General features: G+C 51.9%; 14 protein-coding genes and 2 pseudogenes. 7 read left to right on the forward strand and 9 right to left on the reverse strand.

The features are described 5' to 3' along the window. Window positions 1–56 precede the first annotated feature (56 nt). Window positions 57–797, forward strand: a complete 741-nt coding sequence (locus C1N64_RS21925; RefSeq protein ID WP_006122082.1) for a nitroreductase family protein — start codon at window positions 57–59, stop codon at window positions 795–797. Window positions 798–847: 50 nt separating this feature from the next. Here C1N64_RS21925 and C1N64_RS21930 read toward each other — a convergent pair whose 3' ends face one another. The 6 genes and pseudogenes from C1N64_RS21930 to C1N64_RS21955 all read right to left on the reverse strand — a co-directional run bounded on the left by C1N64_RS21930 (window position 848) and on the right by C1N64_RS21955 (window position 7,137). Next, window positions 848–2,392: a sensor domain-containing diguanylate cyclase gene (locus tag C1N64_RS21930; RefSeq protein WP_367144071.1), complete on the reverse strand. Its 1,545-nt coding sequence runs from the start codon at window positions 2,390–2,392 to the stop codon at window positions 848–850. Window positions 2,393–2,641: 249 nt separating this feature from the next. Then, complete coding sequence (locus C1N64_RS21935) at window positions 2,642–4,000, reverse strand: cytochrome c (RefSeq protein WP_226374862.1); 1,359 nt, start codon at window positions 3,998–4,000, stop codon at window positions 2,642–2,644. Next, window positions 3,993–5,597, reverse strand: coding sequence for a GMC family oxidoreductase (locus tag C1N64_RS21940; protein WP_033742278.1), 1,605 nt, complete (start codon window positions 5,595–5,597; stop codon window positions 3,993–3,995). The genes C1N64_RS21935 and C1N64_RS21940 overlap by 8 nt, the downstream gene beginning before the upstream one ends. Before the next feature lie 24 nt (window positions 5,598–5,621). Further along, a complete protein-coding gene (locus C1N64_RS21945) occupies window positions 5,622–6,125 on the reverse strand; it encodes a sugar dehydrogenase complex small subunit (protein WP_205954676.1) in 504 nt (167 codons plus the stop codon). A gap of 402 nt (window positions 6,126–6,527) precedes the next feature. Beyond that, window positions 6,528–6,938: pseudogene (locus C1N64_RS21950) on the reverse strand (ABC transporter six-transmembrane domain-containing protein). Between the two features lie 31 nt (window positions 6,939–6,969). Continuing rightward, entirely contained in the window at window positions 6,970–7,137 is a 168-nt protein-coding gene (locus C1N64_RS21955) for an ABC transporter six-transmembrane domain-containing protein (RefSeq protein ID WP_232371852.1), read from the reverse strand. Between the two features lie 94 nt (window positions 7,138–7,231). Between C1N64_RS21955 and C1N64_RS21960 the strand changes: the two genes are divergently transcribed. The 4 genes from C1N64_RS21960 (at window position 7,232) to C1N64_RS21975 (ending at window position 11,616) form a co-directional block, all read left to right on the forward strand. After that, window positions 7,232–7,816 (forward strand): TetR/AcrR family transcriptional regulator, encoded by a 585-nt coding sequence (locus C1N64_RS21960; protein WP_205954630.1) that lies wholly within the window; start codon window positions 7,232–7,234, stop codon window positions 7,814–7,816. 463 nt (window positions 7,817–8,279) lie between these two features. Further along, a complete protein-coding gene (locus tag C1N64_RS21965) occupies window positions 8,280–9,662 on the forward strand; it encodes a diaminobutyrate--2-oxoglutarate transaminase (protein ID WP_039339318.1) in 1,383 nt (460 codons plus the stop codon). Between the two features lie 14 nt (window positions 9,663–9,676). Next, on the forward strand, window positions 9,677–11,143 hold the full coding sequence (locus tag C1N64_RS21970; protein ID WP_006122076.1) for a pyridoxal phosphate-dependent decarboxylase family protein: 1,467 nt from the start codon (window positions 9,677–9,679) through the stop codon (window positions 11,141–11,143). 185 nt (window positions 11,144–11,328) lie between these two features. Continuing rightward, complete coding sequence (locus C1N64_RS21975; protein WP_033742281.1) at window positions 11,329–11,616, forward strand: VF530 family protein; 288 nt, start codon at window positions 11,329–11,331, stop codon at window positions 11,614–11,616. A gap of 74 nt (window positions 11,617–11,690) precedes the next feature. On the opposite strand, the gene mqo is transcribed toward C1N64_RS21975, so the two are convergent. Continuing rightward, window positions 11,691–13,340 carry a malate dehydrogenase (quinone) gene (gene mqo, locus C1N64_RS21980; RefSeq protein WP_394515543.1) on the reverse strand — a complete coding sequence of 550 codons (1,650 nt, stop codon included), beginning with the start codon at window positions 13,338–13,340 and terminating at the stop codon, window positions 11,691–11,693. A gap of 371 nt (window positions 13,341–13,711) precedes the next feature. After that, a pseudogene (locus tag C1N64_RS21985) lies at window positions 13,712–14,644 on the reverse strand (Rpn family recombination-promoting nuclease/putative transposase). Between the two features lie 287 nt (window positions 14,645–14,931). Here C1N64_RS21985 and C1N64_RS21990 point away from each other — a divergent pair. After that, window positions 14,932–16,521, forward strand: coding sequence for a sensor histidine kinase (locus tag C1N64_RS21990; protein WP_226374860.1), 1,590 nt, complete (start codon window positions 14,932–14,934; stop codon window positions 16,519–16,521). Next, complete coding sequence (gene dcuR / locus C1N64_RS21995) at window positions 16,518–17,237, forward strand: two-component system response regulator DcuR (RefSeq protein ID WP_006122071.1); 720 nt, start codon at window positions 16,518–16,520, stop codon at window positions 17,235–17,237. The genes C1N64_RS21990 and dcuR overlap by 4 nt, the downstream gene beginning before the upstream one ends. On the opposite strand, the gene C1N64_RS22000 is transcribed toward dcuR, so the two are convergent. Continuing rightward, a complete protein-coding gene (locus tag C1N64_RS22000; protein ID WP_133745722.1) occupies window positions 17,143–18,198 on the reverse strand; it encodes an FAD:protein FMN transferase in 1,056 nt (351 codons plus the stop codon). The genes dcuR and C1N64_RS22000 overlap by 95 nt on opposite strands. Window positions 18,199–18,232 lie beyond the last annotated feature (34 nt).

Below are 18,232 nucleotides of genomic sequence, written 5' to 3' on the forward strand. Positions count from 1 at the left end.
GCACTCTTTTGTTATCCTCACGACACGATTTTTAAAGGATGATGTCAGGAGAGATGATGAGCGAGATAATTAACCTGTTTACCCGTCACAAAAGCGAACGAAGCTTCACCGATCAGCCGGTCGATGATGCCATTCTGGATCGCATAATCAGCACTGCTTATCGCGCGCCTACCTCCGTAAACTCACAGCAGGTTTCTCTGGTGGTGACACGCGATCCGGCTAAACGCCAGACTATCTCGCAAATCGCGGGCGGCCAACCGTGGATCGCTAAAGCCCCTGTCTTTATCACTGTGGTGCTGGATATGCATAAATCACGGATGGCGATGGCCGCCGTAGGCAAAGAGCAAATTGCCCAGCAAAGCATTGAAAGTATTGTTTCTGGCTCGACGGATGTGGGTATTGCCCTGGGAAGCATCATGGCTGCAGCCCGTTCAGAAGGGCTGGGCATTGTGCCGATTGGTGGTATCCGCCGCGATCCTGACGCCATGATCGAACTGCTTAACCTGCCAGAATATACCTTCCCGGTCGCAGGTGTGGTTATCGGCTATGTTGATCAACCCGCGTTTCAGAAGCCACGCCTGCCAATGCAGACTTTCCGCCATGAGGAAAGCTACCATACCGAAGGCCTGGAACAGCAGATTGCCCACTATAACGCCGAGATGGTGCAGCACTGGAAAGATACAGGCCGCGCCGACGGCGAAAGCTGGAGTGACAGCGTGAGTGGCTATTACCAACACATCTATTTCCCCAAAGTCCTGCCTGCATTGCATAAGCAAGGCTTCGGTAGCGACAAATAAGACACCGCTGCCCGGTGCTGATCCGGGCAGCGGCACTGAATGGCGCGACGTTACAGACTAGCACCGTTTCGCCCTTCGTGTTTTGTCCGGTACAAGGCATCATCCGCACGCTTGATCAGTGATTCTGCATGCTCTGGCCCTTCGCCAGCCTCCGTAGCCGCCACCCCCGCACTGAGCGTAACGCACCCCGTTGTGAGCCCCGTTGAGACATGAGGTATAGCCTGTTGTCTGACGGTCTCGACCACACTTAAGGCAACGGTCAACGCATCCCGGGCCGACGTATCGGCCAATACAATCGCAAATTCTTCGCCGCCATAACGGGCCGCGATATCCGTGCGACGTTGGGCAAACGTTTTCAGTATCTGGGCGACCTGCTGTAAGCATTCGTCACCTGACACATGGCCATAAGTATCGTTGTAGCGTTTAAAATAGTCGATATCGAAAAGGATCAGCGACACCGGCCCGCCGCTGCTGCGCGCATGGAGCAGGCTTTTTTTCAGGAATTGATCGAAATAGCGACGATTTGCCAGCCCTGTAAGCCCGTCCGCGTTTGCCAGACTCTTCAGCGACTGATTCGCGGCGGTGAGCTCATCGCGAAGATGCGTCAGTTCAAGTTGATAACGCAGGCTGCGCCTGGCTTCATTCCGGATAAATATCCAGAGCAGAATAATGCCCACCAGCAGCACAAGGCTCAGTAAAACCCCCTGCACGCGGCTTTGCATCCACTCTAAAAAAAGCCGTTTGGTATCAAATCCCGCGGTCACAACTACCGGATAACAGCTGGAGCTGACAAAACCAAATATTCGCTTTTCGCCATCCAGTTCGGCTTTCCACTGGCCGCTTCCGCGCTCGGCGTTGGCTAATAACTGATGGAAAAGTGGACTGGAGGAGAGGTTTTTGCCGATATAGCTGTCTGGCAACGGGCGCGCATACAGCACCGTACTGTCTGCCAGCATAAGCACCAGTAAATCCTGCGGGCCGATAACAAAGTAATCGTAATAATGGCGGAAATAATCAATGCTAATCGTGGCGAGCAGCACACCTTTGAAGCCGCCATAGTCGTCATTAATCCGTAAGGATACCGGGATGACATAGCGTCCCGAGCTGCGGCTGCGGAGCGCGGGACCGACATGCACGCTGCTACGAAGATTATGTTTATGGAAAATAAAATACTCCCGGTCAGCATTGTTATTTCCTTTGGGCATCTCAGTAAGCGAACTGGCTATCCATCGCCCTTGTGAGTCAAAGTAAAACATGTCCTCCAGTTGAGGAAGACGACTTTGTAAGGTGCGCATGATGTTATTGACTTCCGCCACGTCAATATCCGTTCCGGGCTGGGACTGAATAACGCGCTGTACCTCGCGCAGAGAAAGTTCGATTTGCAAGAAGGTATCTTCTGCCTGACGGGCCTGTGCGACAGAGAGATCAATCGCACGCTCCTCGGTTGACCGGACGGTTCTCTGCCAGTCCATGTGCAGCGTCCAGGCATTAACCACAATCACGCCCAGCGTCAGTAAACTACAGGCCAGTGTTATGCTTCTGAGCAGCGGGGAAAGGCGCATCATTGCAGCATCTTTTTTACGACGTAATTCCATGCCGGTTTACCGTTTTTTCGCTATGGGATACCGCAACATATCAGAAATAACATGTTAACAATGACAACCACACAGGCCATTTCTGCCAACTGTGTTTAGTGTAGATGACGGTTACGCTTTCACGCGCATGCTGTGCATGTCAGCGAGAGGAAAGAGAATCTTCTCCGGCGGTGGAAGCATAATGCGGCAGGGCGAGTGAGCTGATTATCAGGTTTCCCCTCTGCCCTCAGAGACAGAGGGGAAAATGCCTTAACGTCGACGACGCCACCACCAAAACAGCCCCCCAATGACCACCAGCACGCCTGCGACCATCGCCCCCCGGACCAGCGGCAGCAGCAGTGAAGGCTCACCGCCCTGACGCAATGCTTTCACGCGCGCCGGAGTGATGCGCACTGCACTGTTGCCGATGTCCTGCATCACGTAGTTCGTGACATCGGCAATTTGTGTGTCATTTAAGGTCTTGGCAAAACTGAGCATGCCCTGCCCTTTTGCAGGCCAGACACCGTCCAGTATGACCATCGCCACGTTATCCGCATTGGGTTTCTCCAGTACCGGATGTTTGGTTAAGGCAGGCAGGCCGTTAAGTCCCTGTCCTTCCAGGTTATGGCAGGATGCGCAGTTATTACGGTAAATCTGCTCGCCGTCCGTCATATCCGATAACATATCAGGTGTATCGTCCCCGGTGACGGGCGTCAGACCGACAGTGGGCTCCTCGCTGTCGGCATCGGCATCCGTGCTGTCGTCTTCGTGATCGACAGCAGGCAACAGGTAGGTCGCGATAGCCGCCCGATCGTCCGGCGTCATCCGCGAAAAACTTTTGTCGATGGCTTCCAGCATCGGACCGGCCGCCGTTGCACCATTATCGGCGTGACCGCTGGCGAGATAGGCTGCCAGCGACTCGCGTGACCACTGATCGTCACTTTGTAACGCAGCAGACGTAATCGCTGGCGCATACCAGGTCCCGAGAGAAGCGCCCTGTAACGATTTATCCGACTCCTCCGCCATCAGGAAATTACGTGGCGTATGGCAGGTGCTGCAGTGGGTTAACCCTTCCACCAGATACGCGCCGCGATTCCATTCAGCAGACTGGCTGGGATCGGGAGTAAAAGGCTTGCCGTCAAGGAACAGAAGATTCCACGCCGCCATGCTGAAGCGGAGATTAAACGGAAACGGCAACGCCGTTTTTTCTGGCTGTGTATCATCTGCTTTTACACCGTACATAAAATAGGCATAAAGCGCGGAGATATCGCTGTCGTTAATCCGGGCATAGGCGGTATACGGCATGGCCGGATAAAGATGGCTGCCATCCGCGCGAATGCCCTTGCGTAAGGCATCGGCAAACTGCTTCTCACTGTAGTGACCAATGCCTGCCGTTTTTGAAGGCGTAATGTTGGTACTGAAGATGATCCCTAACGGGCTGCCAATCGCATGGCCACCGGTAAACGGTGCTTTGCCCTCTTCTGTATGGCAGGCCGCGCAGTCCCCGGCTACGGCAAGGTATTCTCCCCGCTTAATAAGATCGCCCTGGCTTTCGGCATGCGCAGTGGTCTGCATGAGGCTGAGCATAAGGGCAATCGGCACCACCAGGCGCCTCAGTAACTTATCCATGCTGCGTCTCCTGCAAAATTTTATCAGCCGTGCGCAACGCAAGCGCCATCGCGGTCAGTGTGACATTACAGGTTCCGACCGTGGGCATCACGCCAGTGCCCACCATAAACAGGTTTTCATGATCGTGCGCCCGTCCCCAGGCATCCGTGACGCTGGTAGCGGGATCCAGGCCCATCGACAACGTGCCAGTAATATGTTGGCGATTAGAAAATTTGCCGCTTTTACTGTGGCGAATATTGGTCGCGCCCAGCTTTGCGGCAATCGCGTCATAACATTCACGGGTTTTCGCCGTGCCCTTTTGCACATACTCGTCCACATTCCAGTACAGTGCCGGGGTAGGCAGCCCCAGAGCATCTTTGTTACTGCTTAACGTGACGCGGTTGGTGGGATCCGGGAGCTGTTCCAGGGCATTCTTTATGCTGAGACGACGTGCCGCACGGAAGCGAATCTGTTCCTGAAGTTTTTTGCCAAAATAGCCTTCCTCCAGCACTTCTTTCGTTACCGCGGCGACCTGCGAGGCATTGGAAATATCCAGACGGAATGGCGCGTGTTCACGACGGAACTCACCGTCCCTGAACTGCCCGATTGAGCACGGGCTGACGGGGCCGCGTCCGGGCCAGATCTCTTCATCCACATCAAACGTCACGCCAATCGCGGGGTGATCGCAGAGGTTACGGCCCACAGTGTCCCGGGCATTGCCGATGCCCTGTGGGAATCTCTCGCTGGTGGACATCAGCAGCAGCTTAGGCGTTTCAATCGCATTGGCCGCCAGAACAAATGTCTGCGCCGTCACGCGATGGCGGGTTTTATTCCAGTCATAATAGTTTGCGGCCACAATCCGCCCCTGCGCATCGTGCTCAAGTTGATACACGACAGCTTCAGTGATTACCTGTACGCCGCTGTCTTCCGCCTGCTGAGCGGCCAGGCCACCGTGATACTGCGCGTCAATGGGGCACACGGGCATGCAGTTATTGTTTCCACAGCAGGCCGGTCGACCATCGTAACTTCGGCTGTTGCGGCCGGTACTGTCATCCAGTACGGTGAAGTCTGGCGCGAGTCGGGCCGTGACACGTTGCTGCAACCAGGAGGCAGGCACCCGTTCCATCGGAAACGGCTTACTGCGAGGCGAGCCGTTGTCCGGCGATCCGCCGACGCCAGCGATGACTTCGGCTTCATAGTAATAAGGTTCCAGATCCTGATAGCTAATCGGCCAGTCTTTTCCCACGCCATACAGCGAATGTTGCTGAAAATCATTCGGGACAAAGCGCCACAACTGAGCCGCCCAGTGCCAGCTGGTGCCGCCAAAAATACGAATATATTGCGCATTAAATGCCTGAGGTCCCAGTTGCTGCAGGTAATCATTGGGTTCTGGGGTATAGCGCGGTTGGGGTGCCATCGGTGAAAAGGGGTACGGTGACATAAAGTCAGACTTAAAGGCAGAACTGCGGAAGCGCTCCACCAGTTCTCCACGGCTGACCTTAGGTCCGGATTCAAGCAGGATAACGGACTTTCCGGCTTTCGCCAGACGCGTCGCCAGCAACGCGCCATTCACGCCTGCGCCGATAACGACCACATCAGCCGAATTATTCTTCTTCATGGATAACATTACTCTTGAAAAGGGTCACGGTTGGCTCGCCCAACTGCCACAGACGCCATAGGAGAAGCTCGGTGGAACCAGTTTGTCGTTAACGACCCGATTCGCAAGCGTGTTGATATAGGTGATATAGCGCGCATTTTTGCCTTTGCCGACAATGCCGGTATACCAGCTGCTCAGAATCGCCCCGGCCAGTCTGGCGCTCGCCGCCTCAGTTTCAGCAAACTGCAGGCGTGCCTGTTGTAACAGGTCGGGCTGATGCGTTAACAGGTTGCTGAGATGAAAAAGTGCCGCGCTGAAGTTTTTCTGCGTCTGACTGAACGCATCAAACAGCGCGCTGCCTACCGTGTCATTGAGCTCACTCTGTTGTGTCAGTTGCTGTGAAACCAGCATAAACACATCAAGGGCATCTGCCTGCATGTTCGGTTGCGCGGCGTTGAGAGGCGCCAAAGGGAACAGATGGCCGGTCGCACTGGCCACAGCGACAAGCCCAACCATCTTCAGCACGCGCCGGCGTGAATAGTGATTCATCATATTATCCAGTCAAAAAGCTGCCTTTCTCTGGCAGCAAATCCTTCTTAGGCATACGAATAGCGTGTTGCCAGAATGCATCGCGTCCTGGATGCTTTGCCTTACGTCATCGCTAAACTTGACGAAGTGATGACTGCGACGGCCTGCTCTGATTAACTCTATCGACAAGTCAACCACTGTCCTTTACGTTAAGCATGCAAGAAATCTTGTTCCTGTTAGCGGTAAACCCAGCATGATGCTTTGTTATCCTTCACCAGCGCCTGGACAGCGTTATCCTGTTGGCAATCGTTAAACCAGATGGTTATTTGGGTTATGAATATATTAAATGGATAGTAAACAAATTTGATACGAAGCGGTACTGACCGTTGAGACGGGTGAGGTTTGTGAACCTGTTACGTCAGGCTATCCTGCGCGTTGTCCCAGCGGCAAGCTGACCTCTTTATCCAGTCGGTTATTTAGCCGGCCAAACAAGGCTTTATTTTTGTGTGAGAATCCCGGCAGGAAACATGCCAGGCTCAGCAAAATGATCGGGCAGCCGACGCTCGTCCAGAACGCAATTGCCAGCAACACGATGGCGGCACCGCTGATGGATACAACGGATGTTATTAAGACAGGCAGATGCAGCTCAAAAAGTCGACAAACTCACGTGACAGCGTCACAGAAGCAGCAACCGTTGAGGCATTACGCTTCACGTTGCGCCACGGTCACCGGCACTGCCAACTCTGCATAGATCCGTGCAAAAGTTCGGGTTTCCACGCTACGCCTTGCCGCACCGTTTCCCCACATTGTAAAGACCATTACCGCATGAAGCATGGCCTGGAGCGCATGCACGGTGATAATGGCACTAATCGCGAACCCCTAACAGCGGGTAAAGCAAACTGGTGACATTTTCCGCCATGACCCGCAACAGGGTGAGAATCAACTTTTTACTGTGACGTCGCCCCAGCGTTTTCAGGGTTGCAATGGCGGTATGTGGCGCGGTATTCGGTAGTGTCGCTCTGGAAGAACACATGATTTTCTTTTTGTAAACTGTTAAAACTGAGCGTTCGCTCAAGTACCAGAGCATCATAATTGATTGATTGCTCGAAGTTAATTCAGGAGTCAGGATGAAAGCATCAACCCAATCCGCCGGGGAAACACTGAAAGAAAAAATTCTGGCGGGCGCCGTCGCGCTTTTTCTTGAAAAGGGGCTCGAAAAGGCCACCACACGCGAGCTCACCGCGACGCTGGGCATTTCACGCAGTCATATCTATCACTATTTTCCTGACTGGCACACGCTGACCTTAACGGCGCTGGAGCGCTTTATGCAAGGCGAACTCGACGACTTCGCCCGTGAACTGGCCGCGCTGGATCCTGAGCAGCAACTATACTGTTTAATCGAAGGACATATTCCTGATGCGGCGGATTCCGGCTGGCAACTTTATGCTTCAGTGTGGCAGATGGCTGGCCATCACGATGATTATGCCGGACTGGCCGATAAAATTACGGCCGGCTGGGATGCCCTGCTCTGTCGCATTCTTGAGGCTGGCGTCGCACAGGGATACTTTCGGATTGAGGATGTTGCGCGCAGCGCGCGTCAGCTCAACGCCATGCTGAATGGCTATGCCGATCTGCTCAGTATTAAGTCTTCGCCTGAGAGAGTCGAGCAGGTGATGTCTGATATTCATCACTTTGTAAAACTGCTGCGTTAACCGCATCCGCAACAACAGCGTGGCGTTGACGCCCACCGACATTAAAGGAATGTTAAATAGAAGTTATAATTCTATTTACTCTTATCCTTATATTGTTTCATCTCTATGGCGCACGTTTTACATTTTGATGGTTGATTAATCTCAAATTTTATCGCTTATCCGCACCGAAACGGTTGCTAACACACTTTATTTTTACTTAGTAAAACGCATGCGTGATCCGATAAGCGCGTGTTTTTTGGCACTTTATTGATTATCTGTTTTAAGAAAAGTTGCTTACTTAGTGACGAAATTAACGGTAAGCAACTGTTTTATATAACAAATGAATTAATAAAAAGACATAAAATTAATCATTGAGTCCTGTGTTAAAAAACAATATATTGGCCGCGTTTTTAACATGAGTTCTAAATTTTATTCACTTATCCAACTGCAGCGTGATGCCACGCCCGGTTGTAGGAGAGATATGATGACGGATAAAGTCCGTATTGATAGTTTGAATGCGAATACATTAAACGGTAACAATGAGTCTTATCTGGCCCGCCAGGCCGAGTTTGAATCAAATGTTCGAAGTTATCCGCGTAAATTGCCGTTAGCGATCGCAAAAGCTAATGGTGTCTGGATCACAGACGTTGAGAACAAACAGTATCTTGACTGTCTTGCCGGTGCCGGAACGCTTGCGTTGGGTCATAATCATCCTGACGTACTGCAAAGCATCCAAAATGTCATTACCAGCGGCTTGCCGTTACATACTCTCGATCTGACCACGCCATTAAAAGACGCGTTCTCAGAATATTTGCTCTCTCTGTTACCGGGTCAGGGCAAAGAGTACTGCCTGCAGTTCACTGGTCCTTCTGGTGCGGACGCAGTTGAAGCCGCGCTGAAACTGGCGAAAAAACACACGGGCCGTTCAGGCGTGATCAGCTTCTCCGGCGGTTATCATGGCATGACCCACGGTGCGCTTTCAGTGACAGGTAATCTGTCACCGAAAGAAGCCGTGGACGGCATGATGCCGGAAGTGCAGTTCATGCCTTATCCGCACCTTTACCGTTGCCCGCTGGGCATTGGCGGCGAAGCCGGTGTTAAAGCGCTGACCTACTACTTCGAAAACCTGATCAACGACGTTGAAAGTGGCGTACGTAAACCGGCTGCGGTCATCCTGGAAGCCGTTCAGGGTGAAGGCGGCGTCAATCCTGCGCCAGCAGAGTGGCTGCAACGTATCCGTAAAGTCACCCAGGAGCACGGCATTCTGCTGATCCTGGATGAGGTTCAGGCCGGATTTGCCCGTACCGGTAAATTCTTTGCCTTTGAACACGCCGGCATTGAACCCGACATTATCGTTATGTCAAAAGCCGTCGGTGGCGGTTTGCCATTAGCCGTACTGGGTATTAAAAAGCAATTTGATGCCTGGTCGCCTGGCCACCATACCGGTACATTCCGTGGCAACCAACTGGCCATGGCAACCGGTCTGACAACGTTGAAATTGCTGAAAGAAAACAACATCGCTGACAGCGTGGCAGAAAAAGGTGAGTGGCTGAAAGGCAAACTGGCCGAGCTGCAAAAACGTTATCCTGCGATTGGCAACGTCCGTGGTCTGGGTTTGATGATCGGTATCGAAATGGTCAAACCAAACGAAGCACAGGATCACATGGGCTGCTACCCGGCTGATGGCGATCTGTCTGCGCTGGTGCAGAAAAAATGCTTCGAAAATGGTCTGATTCTGGAGCGTGGCGGCCGCCACGGCAGCGTATTACGTCTGCTGCCTTCTCTGCTGATCAACCATGATGAGCTTCAGGTTTTCCTGGATAAGTTTGAAAACGCCCTGCTTGCCGCAGGCGTCGAAGCAGTTTAAGTGGAGTAAGTTCGATGTCACGGTCAAATCCTATTCTGGCGTCCTCGGTGCAAAGCACCGAGGCTTATCAGCAGGCTATCGCTCAAAGCAGCGCGGCCGTTGTTAAGTGGCTGGAACAGCCTGAAATGTATCAGGGCAAAACGGTTGCAGAACTCCGCGAACGCATCAAGCTGGACTTTAATCCAGAAGGCCTGGGTAACCAGGCCGCCATTGAGCGCGCGATTGAGTATTTCCTGAAAGACAGCCTGTCTGTTCATCATCCACAGTGTGTTGCGCATTTACATTGCCCAAGTCTGGTTATCAGCCAGGCCGCTGAAGTACTGATCAACGCCACGAACCAGAGTATGGACTCGTGGGATCAGGCACCTTCTGCCACGCTTATCGAAATGAAGCTGATCGAGTGGTTGCGCGAGCAGGTTGGTTATCAGGCGGGTGATGCAGGCGTCTTTACCAGTGGCGGCACGCAGAGCAATCTGATGGGGCTGATGCTGGCACGCGATGCCTTCTTTGCCCGTCAGGGTCATTCCGTGCAGCAGGACGGCCTGACTGGCGATCTGAAAAAAATCAAAGTTTTCTGTTCGGAAAACGCGCACTTCTCAGTGCAGAAAAATATGGCCCTGCTCGGCTTAGGCTACCAGTCGGTCACGTTGGTGAAATGCGACGAGTTTGCGCGCATGGATATGACGGACCTGGCTCAGAAACTGGCACAGGCCAAAGCCAACAACGAGCAGGTGCTGGCGATTGTCGCGACGGCGGGCACAACGGATGCCGGTGCTATCGATCCGTTACGTGAGATTGTCAGGCTGGCGGCTGAGCAGCACATCTGGGTTCACGTTGATGCGGCCTGGGGCGGCGCGCTGCTGCTGTCCGAGAAATATCGTCACTACCTGGATGGTCTGGAGCTGGTGGATTCCGTTACGCTGGATTTCCATAAACAATTCTTCCAGACAATCAGCTGTGGCGCTTTCCTGTTAAAAGAAGCCCGTCACTATGAGCTGATGCGCTATCAGGCCGCTTACCTGAACTCTGAATTTGATGAGGCACAGGGCGTACCAAACCTGGTATCAAAATCTCTGCAAACCACGCGCCGTTTCGATGCGCTGAAGCTGTGGATGGGACTGGAAGCGCTGGGCCAGAAACAGTATGCCGAAATTATCGATCACGGCGTCACGCTGGCACAGCAGGTTGCGCAGTTTATTGAACAGCAGGATGCGCTGGAGCTGGTGATGAAACCTCAGCTGGCGAGCGTCCTGTTCCGTTATCGCCCACATCAGTCCGCGGGCTGGAGCGATGCTGACATTGCGCTGTTCAACCAGCGCATCGGCGATGCATTGCTGGAATCCGGCCGGGCCAATGTCGGCGTGACCGAGCATAACGGTATGACCTGCCTGAAAATGACGTTGTTGAACCCAACGGTGACCCTGGAGGACATTACTGTCCTGCTGGCACTCCTGGAGAAAACAGCACAGTCATTACTGTAAGCCTTTCTTATTCTGCCTGACTCAGGCCGGTAATTTTTACCGGCCTTATTTATTTGTGAAGACTGTCCGCAAGGCTTAGCGTGTCGGTGGACAATGTCGCCCCACCGCGCCCCTGACTGAACTGACTTGCGCCACGCAGCATCGTGCTGCAGGATAAGACTTTTACAGCATTTACCGGAAAGACCATGACCGCTCACGTCTCTAACGATCCCCTGCACGGTATTACACTTGAAATGCAGGTCAACAGCCTGGTGGCACGATATGGCTGGGCTGAACTGAGCAAGCGTATCAATATCAACTGTTTTAAAAACGATCCCAGTGTAAAGTCCAGCCTGAAGTTTCTTCGCCGGACGCCCTGGGCGCGTGCTGAAGTGGAAGCCCTGTACCTGGCTTCACGGGATGACGCGCAACCGGATTCCGCACCGTCATCCGATGAAGATCCGTGGTCCAGTTGGCGCCGTGATAAAACCTGATGAAGATTGCGCGCACGCTTCAGACGTAAAAAAGCCCGCGTCATCACTGACGCGGGCTTTTTCATATTATGGCATTACAGCGCCATATCGTGCTTCGCTGGTTCAGGTGTTTTATCACTTTTCGCCGCGGGAGCTTCAGCAGGCTTAGTGCCAATGTTAATAACCGGTGGCTTCGTCAGCTGCAGCGTTGCAGCCGTTTCATCCCACACCTGCTGGGTCAGTGCAGGATTGTCGTTCAGTTTCTGACCGTAAGCAGGAACAATTTTACGGATTTTTTCCTGCCATTCCGCAGACTTGAATTGCTCCGGGAACAGTTTCTGCATAACGTTAATCGCAATAGGTGCAGCGGTTGATGCGCCTGGCGATGCGCCCAGCAGTGCAGCAACGGTTTTCTGCTGATCGGTCACGATTTCTGTACCGAGTTTCAGCACGCCACCTTTCTCTGCATCTTTCTTGATGATCTGTACACGTTGACCGGCCTGGATCAGCGTCCAGTCTTCTTTCTTCGCATCAGGATAGTATTCTCTCAGCGCAGCAAAGCGGTCATCATCGCTCAACATGACCTGACCAATCAGGTATTTCACCAGATCGAAGTTATCCAGGCCCACATGGGTCATTGGCATAAAGTTGTGAGTCGTCGTCGAGCTCAGCAAGTCAAACAGCGAACCGTTTTTCAGGAACTTGGTTGAGAACGTGGCGAAAGGTCCAAACAACACGACACGTTTGCCATCGAAGTAGCGTGTGTCAAGATGTGGAACGGACATCGGTGGCGCACCCACAGAAGCCTGACCGTAAACTTTGGCTAAATGACGCTCAGCAATCTGCGGGTTCTTGGTGACCAGGAATGAGCCGCCAACCGGGAAACCTGCATAATTATCCGCTTCGGGAATGCCGGTTTTTTGCAGTAACTTCAGCGCACCGCCGCCCGCGCCGATGAACACATATTTTGCGTCTACCGTGCGTTCGCCGCCATTTTTGGCATCTTTGATGGTCACGTGCCAGGAGTTATCGCTGTTACGTTTGAAGTCAGTGACTTCAGAAGACGTTTCCAGACGGAAATTATCATGTTTCTTCAGGCTACCAATCAACTGACGGGTAATTTCACCGTAGTTAACGTCGGTCCCGACAGGCGTCCAGGTTGCCGCCACTTTTTGTTGAGGGTCGCGACCTTCCATCACCAGAGGTGCCCACTGCGCAATCTGTTTGTGATCGGTGGAGAACTGCATACCCTGGAACAGGACGGTTTTCTGCAACGCCGCGTAGCGCTTAGTCAGATAATCCACATTATCGCCCCATACAAAACTCATATGCGGCGTAGAGTTGATAAATGAACGCGGGTTATTTAACACGCCGTCTTTCACCTGAGAACTCCAGAACTGGCGGGAGATCATGAAGGCTTCGTTAATTTCCAGCGCTTTGGTCACGTCAATTGAACCATCAGCACGCTCAGGCGTGTAGTTCAGTTCCATATTGGCGGAGTGGCCGGTACCGGCATTATTCCAGCCATTCGAGGATTCAAGTGCCACACCATCAAGCTTCTCAACCATGATCTGTTTCCAGCCCGGTTGTAGCTCTTCCAGCAGGGTGCCCAGAGAAGCACTCATGATACCGCCGCCGATCAGCAGAACGTCTGTTTTTTCTGGTGAATTTTCAGCATGGGTGACTGAAGAAACGAGTAACGCTGCAAGCGAAAGTGCAGGTACGAATTTAGTTGATTTAATCATTCGGAATCTACAATTAACGTGGAGAAGTAGTTAAAAAAAGTCCCGAAAGTTTAAAATATTGTTATTGCGTAGTTAATGTGAAAATAGTTAAAAAATTAAAAGCTTCTTTATTTCGATTAATTTAGTTACAAAAGGTTAACTTCATTATCGATATATTTTAACCACACAATAAAGGGGCTTTTTGCAATATACAATGCCCTAAGGCAAATATTTTCAGCGCGCGGTGATGAGAGATGATGCGACAGCTTTTACTCGCAGGAAGGCTAAAACACAAAGAGGAAAGCGCGCCGTTTCAGATAAGATATTACGGATAGTGAGTCTCTCAATGGTGATAAAAGCGGCTCTTTATCACTGACCGGTCAAGGGGATTCTCAGTGACGGATCTGCGCCAGATCATCCGCATTAAGACCCGTCATTTTCATTACCGTCTCGTTATCCAGGCCGTTTTGCAGCATAGTACGGGCAATTTTCAGGGTAGCTTCACGTTCCCCTTCAGAACGACCCGCTTCATGTCCCAGCTGAATGCCCTTTTCGATGCCTTTTTGTTCGAGCTGCTGCGCGATGGTCATTAGTTCGTCTCCATGTTGCGGCACACGTTGTGCCAGTTCTCTGACCAGGGCTTCGGCATCCGAAGTTTCCCCTGTCTGCACAATGTAGTGTATCAATGATATGACTTGTGATGAAGAAAGATAGCCTGCCAGCAATACCGGGACAAGCGTATCCATCAGCTCCGCAAAATCACGCTGATGGATATGCTTCTGGAGCAGTGTCAGCGCGGCCATACTGCGATGACCCGCAATTTCTTCATCAGGAATCACGGTGACATCCACCAGCGGGAAGGGTTCGGCATAGAGTCGGGCAGCCAGTACGGGATCGCTGAATGCATCGAGCCAACGGGTCGATTAGGGATAGGGGCTACGTTTCCCGGTATAGAAGAGGACAGGAATCACCAGCGGCAGACTTTTGTGGCCGGCTTCAAGGTGACGTTGCATGGCCGCCACCGCATACCGCAGTAATCTGAAAGCCGTCAGTTTATCCGGGGAGGACTGATGTTCGATCAGTACATGGATATAGCCCTCCTCGTCTCGTGTCGTTTTCAGACTGTAGAGAACATCACTGAAATACTGGCGAAGGTCGTCTTCCACAAAAGAGCCGGATTCCAGTTTCAATGTATTCAGATCACAAATAGCGCGTAATTCGGCGGGAAGATGCAATTCCATAAAGTCACGTGCAATCTCGGGCTGCGAGAGAAATTGTCGAAACGTTGCATCGTGAGGCATTGGTGTGCCGTTCTTCTTCTTCATCAACCCTGACTCCAGAATAACAAGCTGACATTTCATTGTGGCAATAAGAAGCCTCTGGGGGATAAGCACGGAAAACACGCGCAATGACGCACGATAGCTTTACTTTTGGGGAGCAGCATTGACCTGAATCAGTCCTGCCTGTGTGGTGAGTTTTTTTAAACTGATGATCGCTGGCCATGAAACTGTACTGGTGGTACGACTTCGCGTATGTTGCATCGCGAACCTTACTATTGCTGATACTCACTATGAATGACTCCCGGCCCCACCGTTCGTCTAAAAAACGCCCCATGAAACTCAGCACGCTCTCGTCTCTGATGATGGCTGCTGTGTTGATGACCGTCTTGTTAAGCGTACATCTGCTTTACTATGTGCAGATTGATAACTTCACACGTGCGCATGTGAAAGATAAGGCCCTGGCCGTGGCGCGAACGCTGGCTGACAGCCCGGAAATCCAGCAGGCGCTGACCCAGCCTGATGGCAGCAAAATCATTCAGCCTATCGCCCAGGCAACGCGTAAACGTAATGATTTGCTGTTTGTCGTGGTAACAGATATGCGCGGTATTCGGTTTTCGCATCCGAATCCTGATGTGGTTAACCAACATTTTGTCGGTGAGGATATTAACCCTGCTTTACAGGGTCATGAGAACGTTGCGGTTAATCATGGCGTTCTGGTCGAAGCACTCCGAGTGTTCACACCCGTGTTTAATGCCAGACACCAGCAAATCGGCGTTGTGGCTATTGGCATCTCAGTGAATGACGTTGCCGCGCAAGTCACAAAAAGCCGCTGGAATATCTTCTGGACGGTATTATTAGGCGCGTTGGTCGGCATGCTGGGCATTTTCATTTTAGTAAAACGCCTGAAGCACATTTTGCTGGGGTTAGAGCCGTACGAAATCTCCAGTTTGTTTGAAGAGCGTCAGGCTATCCTGGATTCGATTAAGGAAGGCGTCATTGCCGTCGACGATCAGTCCCGCGTCAGCCTGATCAATCAGGCAGCGTCACAATTATTGAAAGAGACGACGCGTGAAGCCTTTCTGAGTGGCGATCGCGTGCCGGAAAATGCACAAATGCTGACCCATCTGCGTGATGCGTTGCATGAAGGCAAAGCCGCATATGATGAAGAACTTAATGTGCGCGGCAAGATACTGATCAGCAACACCGTACCCGTGCGCAGTCGCAGCAGTATCATTGGCGCGGTGAGCACCTTCAGGGACAAGACAGAGATCAGTCAGCTAATGCAGCGTCTCGACGGCATGGTAAACTATGTGGATGCGCTGCGTGAACGTTCCCATGAATTCATGAACAAACTGCACGTGATTCTTGGGCTGCTGCACATGAAAAACTATGCGCAGATGGAAGAGTACATCCTTAAAACGGCCAATAACTACCAGACCGAAATCGGTTCGCTGTTGCAGAAGATTAAATCACCGGTCATTGCGGGTTTCCTGTTAAGCAAAATTAATCGTGTGACGGATGAAGGCCATCAGCTAATCCTGAGCGAAGCCAGCTACCTGCCAGACAGCGGCAGTGAACAGCAAATTGCCGCATTAATAACGGTGCTGGGTAACTTGATCGAAAACGCCCTTGAGGCGCTTGACCCGGATATGGACGGTGAAATTCACGTCATGCTGCACTACCAAAACGGCTGGTTGTCATGTGAGGTCAGCGACGATGGTCCCGGTATTCCTGCCGATCAGCTGACAACCATTTTCGAACGTGGCGTTTCCACCAAAGGTGAAGATCGTGGCGTTGGACTGTTTTTACTCAAGCAACAAACGGAAAGTCTGGGCGGTAACGTCAGCGTCGAATCCGAGCCAGGCGTGTACACGCAGTTTTTAGTACAGCTTCCGTGGGAAAGAGGAAATATTAACGAATGATCAATGTGTTAGTTGTAGACGATGATGCCATGGTGGCCGAGCTGAACCGATGCTATATCGGTCAGATAGACGGTTTTACCTGTTGTGGCACTGCGTCCACGTTACTGCAAGCCAAAGAACGCCTGTTGCAGACCGATCCGGCCGTTGATCTTATTTTGCTGGATATCTATATGCAGCAGGAAAACGGACTGGATTTGCTGCCGGAGCTGCGCAGCGCCGGTCGTCCGATTGACGTGATTATCATCTCGTCAGCAGCGGATGCGGCAACCATCAAAACCTCGCTGAATTATGGTGTTGTGGATTACCTGATTAAACCGTTTCAGTTTTCGCGCTTTGAAGAAGCATTAACCGGCTGGCGACAAAAAAAACGACTCATGGATAATCATCAGTTTTATCAACAATCTGATGTCGACCAGTTGCTGCACGGCAACCCGGCGAACGCCAACGAGACAAAACGTCTGCCGAAAGGACTGACACCGCAAACACTGCGTACGCTTTGCCTGTGGATTGATGCGCATCCCGGAACGGAATTTTCCACCGATGAGCTGGCAACGGAGGTCAATATTTCTCGTGTATCTTGCCGCAAATACCTGATTTGGCTGGCACAAAGCAATATTCTATTTACGAGCATTCATTACGGTGTGACAGGTCGTCCGGTTTATCGTTACCGTCTCCAGCCTGAGTATCACGCACTTTTACGTCAGTACTGCCAGTGATGTAGCGGAAGCTGTGATCCAGCAATGTAAAATCAAAGTGACGTTGTGACGAGCAGATGATGCGTTTGTCGCGCGTCACGAAGATAGCCTCTATGCCGGGATAGGCTTTCAGATAGTCGCTCCCCTTTTCAATGCCCATGCCATAGATCAGCGTGGTAAAAATATCCCCATCAATTGAGTGATCTGACACGATGGTTACGCTGAGTAGCGCGTTATCCAGCGGATAGCCGGTATGCCTGTCCAGGATATGGTGGTAGCAGACCCCTTCCTGTTCAAAGTAACGTTCGTAAATCCCGGAAGTCACTACGGATTTATTCGTTACGTTAATCACCCCAAGCAGCGCGTCCGAAGCGGCAAAGGGTTTTTTTAAACCAATTGCCCAGCCTTCCTGCGGTGCATCAGGCGGCGCGCCGAGCGTTTGCACATTGCCGCCAAGATTGATGAGCGCGCTGTCCACACCATGCTCATGTAAAAATGCCTGCACCCGATCGGCAATATAGCCCTTGGCAATCGCACCCAGATCAATCTCCATGCCCGCTTGCTTCAGAAAGACCGAACGGTTCGCCGCATCAAGTTCAATGTTCTCAGGATGGGTTAAAGCGAGTTTTGCCTGTATCTCTGCCCGCGCCGGAACGCTTTTCCCCTGAAAGCCGATCTTCCAGCATTTGACCAGCGGTCCGATGGCCAGATTAAAACTACTTTCAGGCAGCAGGCTGACCGCAAGTGCACGCTCGATTAGCGTAAACACGGGCTGGCTGACGCTGACGGGACGCTGACCGGCCGCATGATTAATCGCCATCACTTCGGAGTGCTCACGATTGACGGTAAGCACATTCTCATACTGTTTGATCAAGCGAAAAACCTGACCTGCCAGCGCCTCATTATGCTCATACAGCTTAAGCAGAATGGGCGAGCCCATCAGGACGGCGGAATAGGCGTACACGTGTGAATCAGTTTGCATAAGCGACAGGACTCGGGGAGAAAGAAGAACCGGC

It is taken from the genome of Pantoea sp. SGAir0215, from assembly GCF_043543215.1.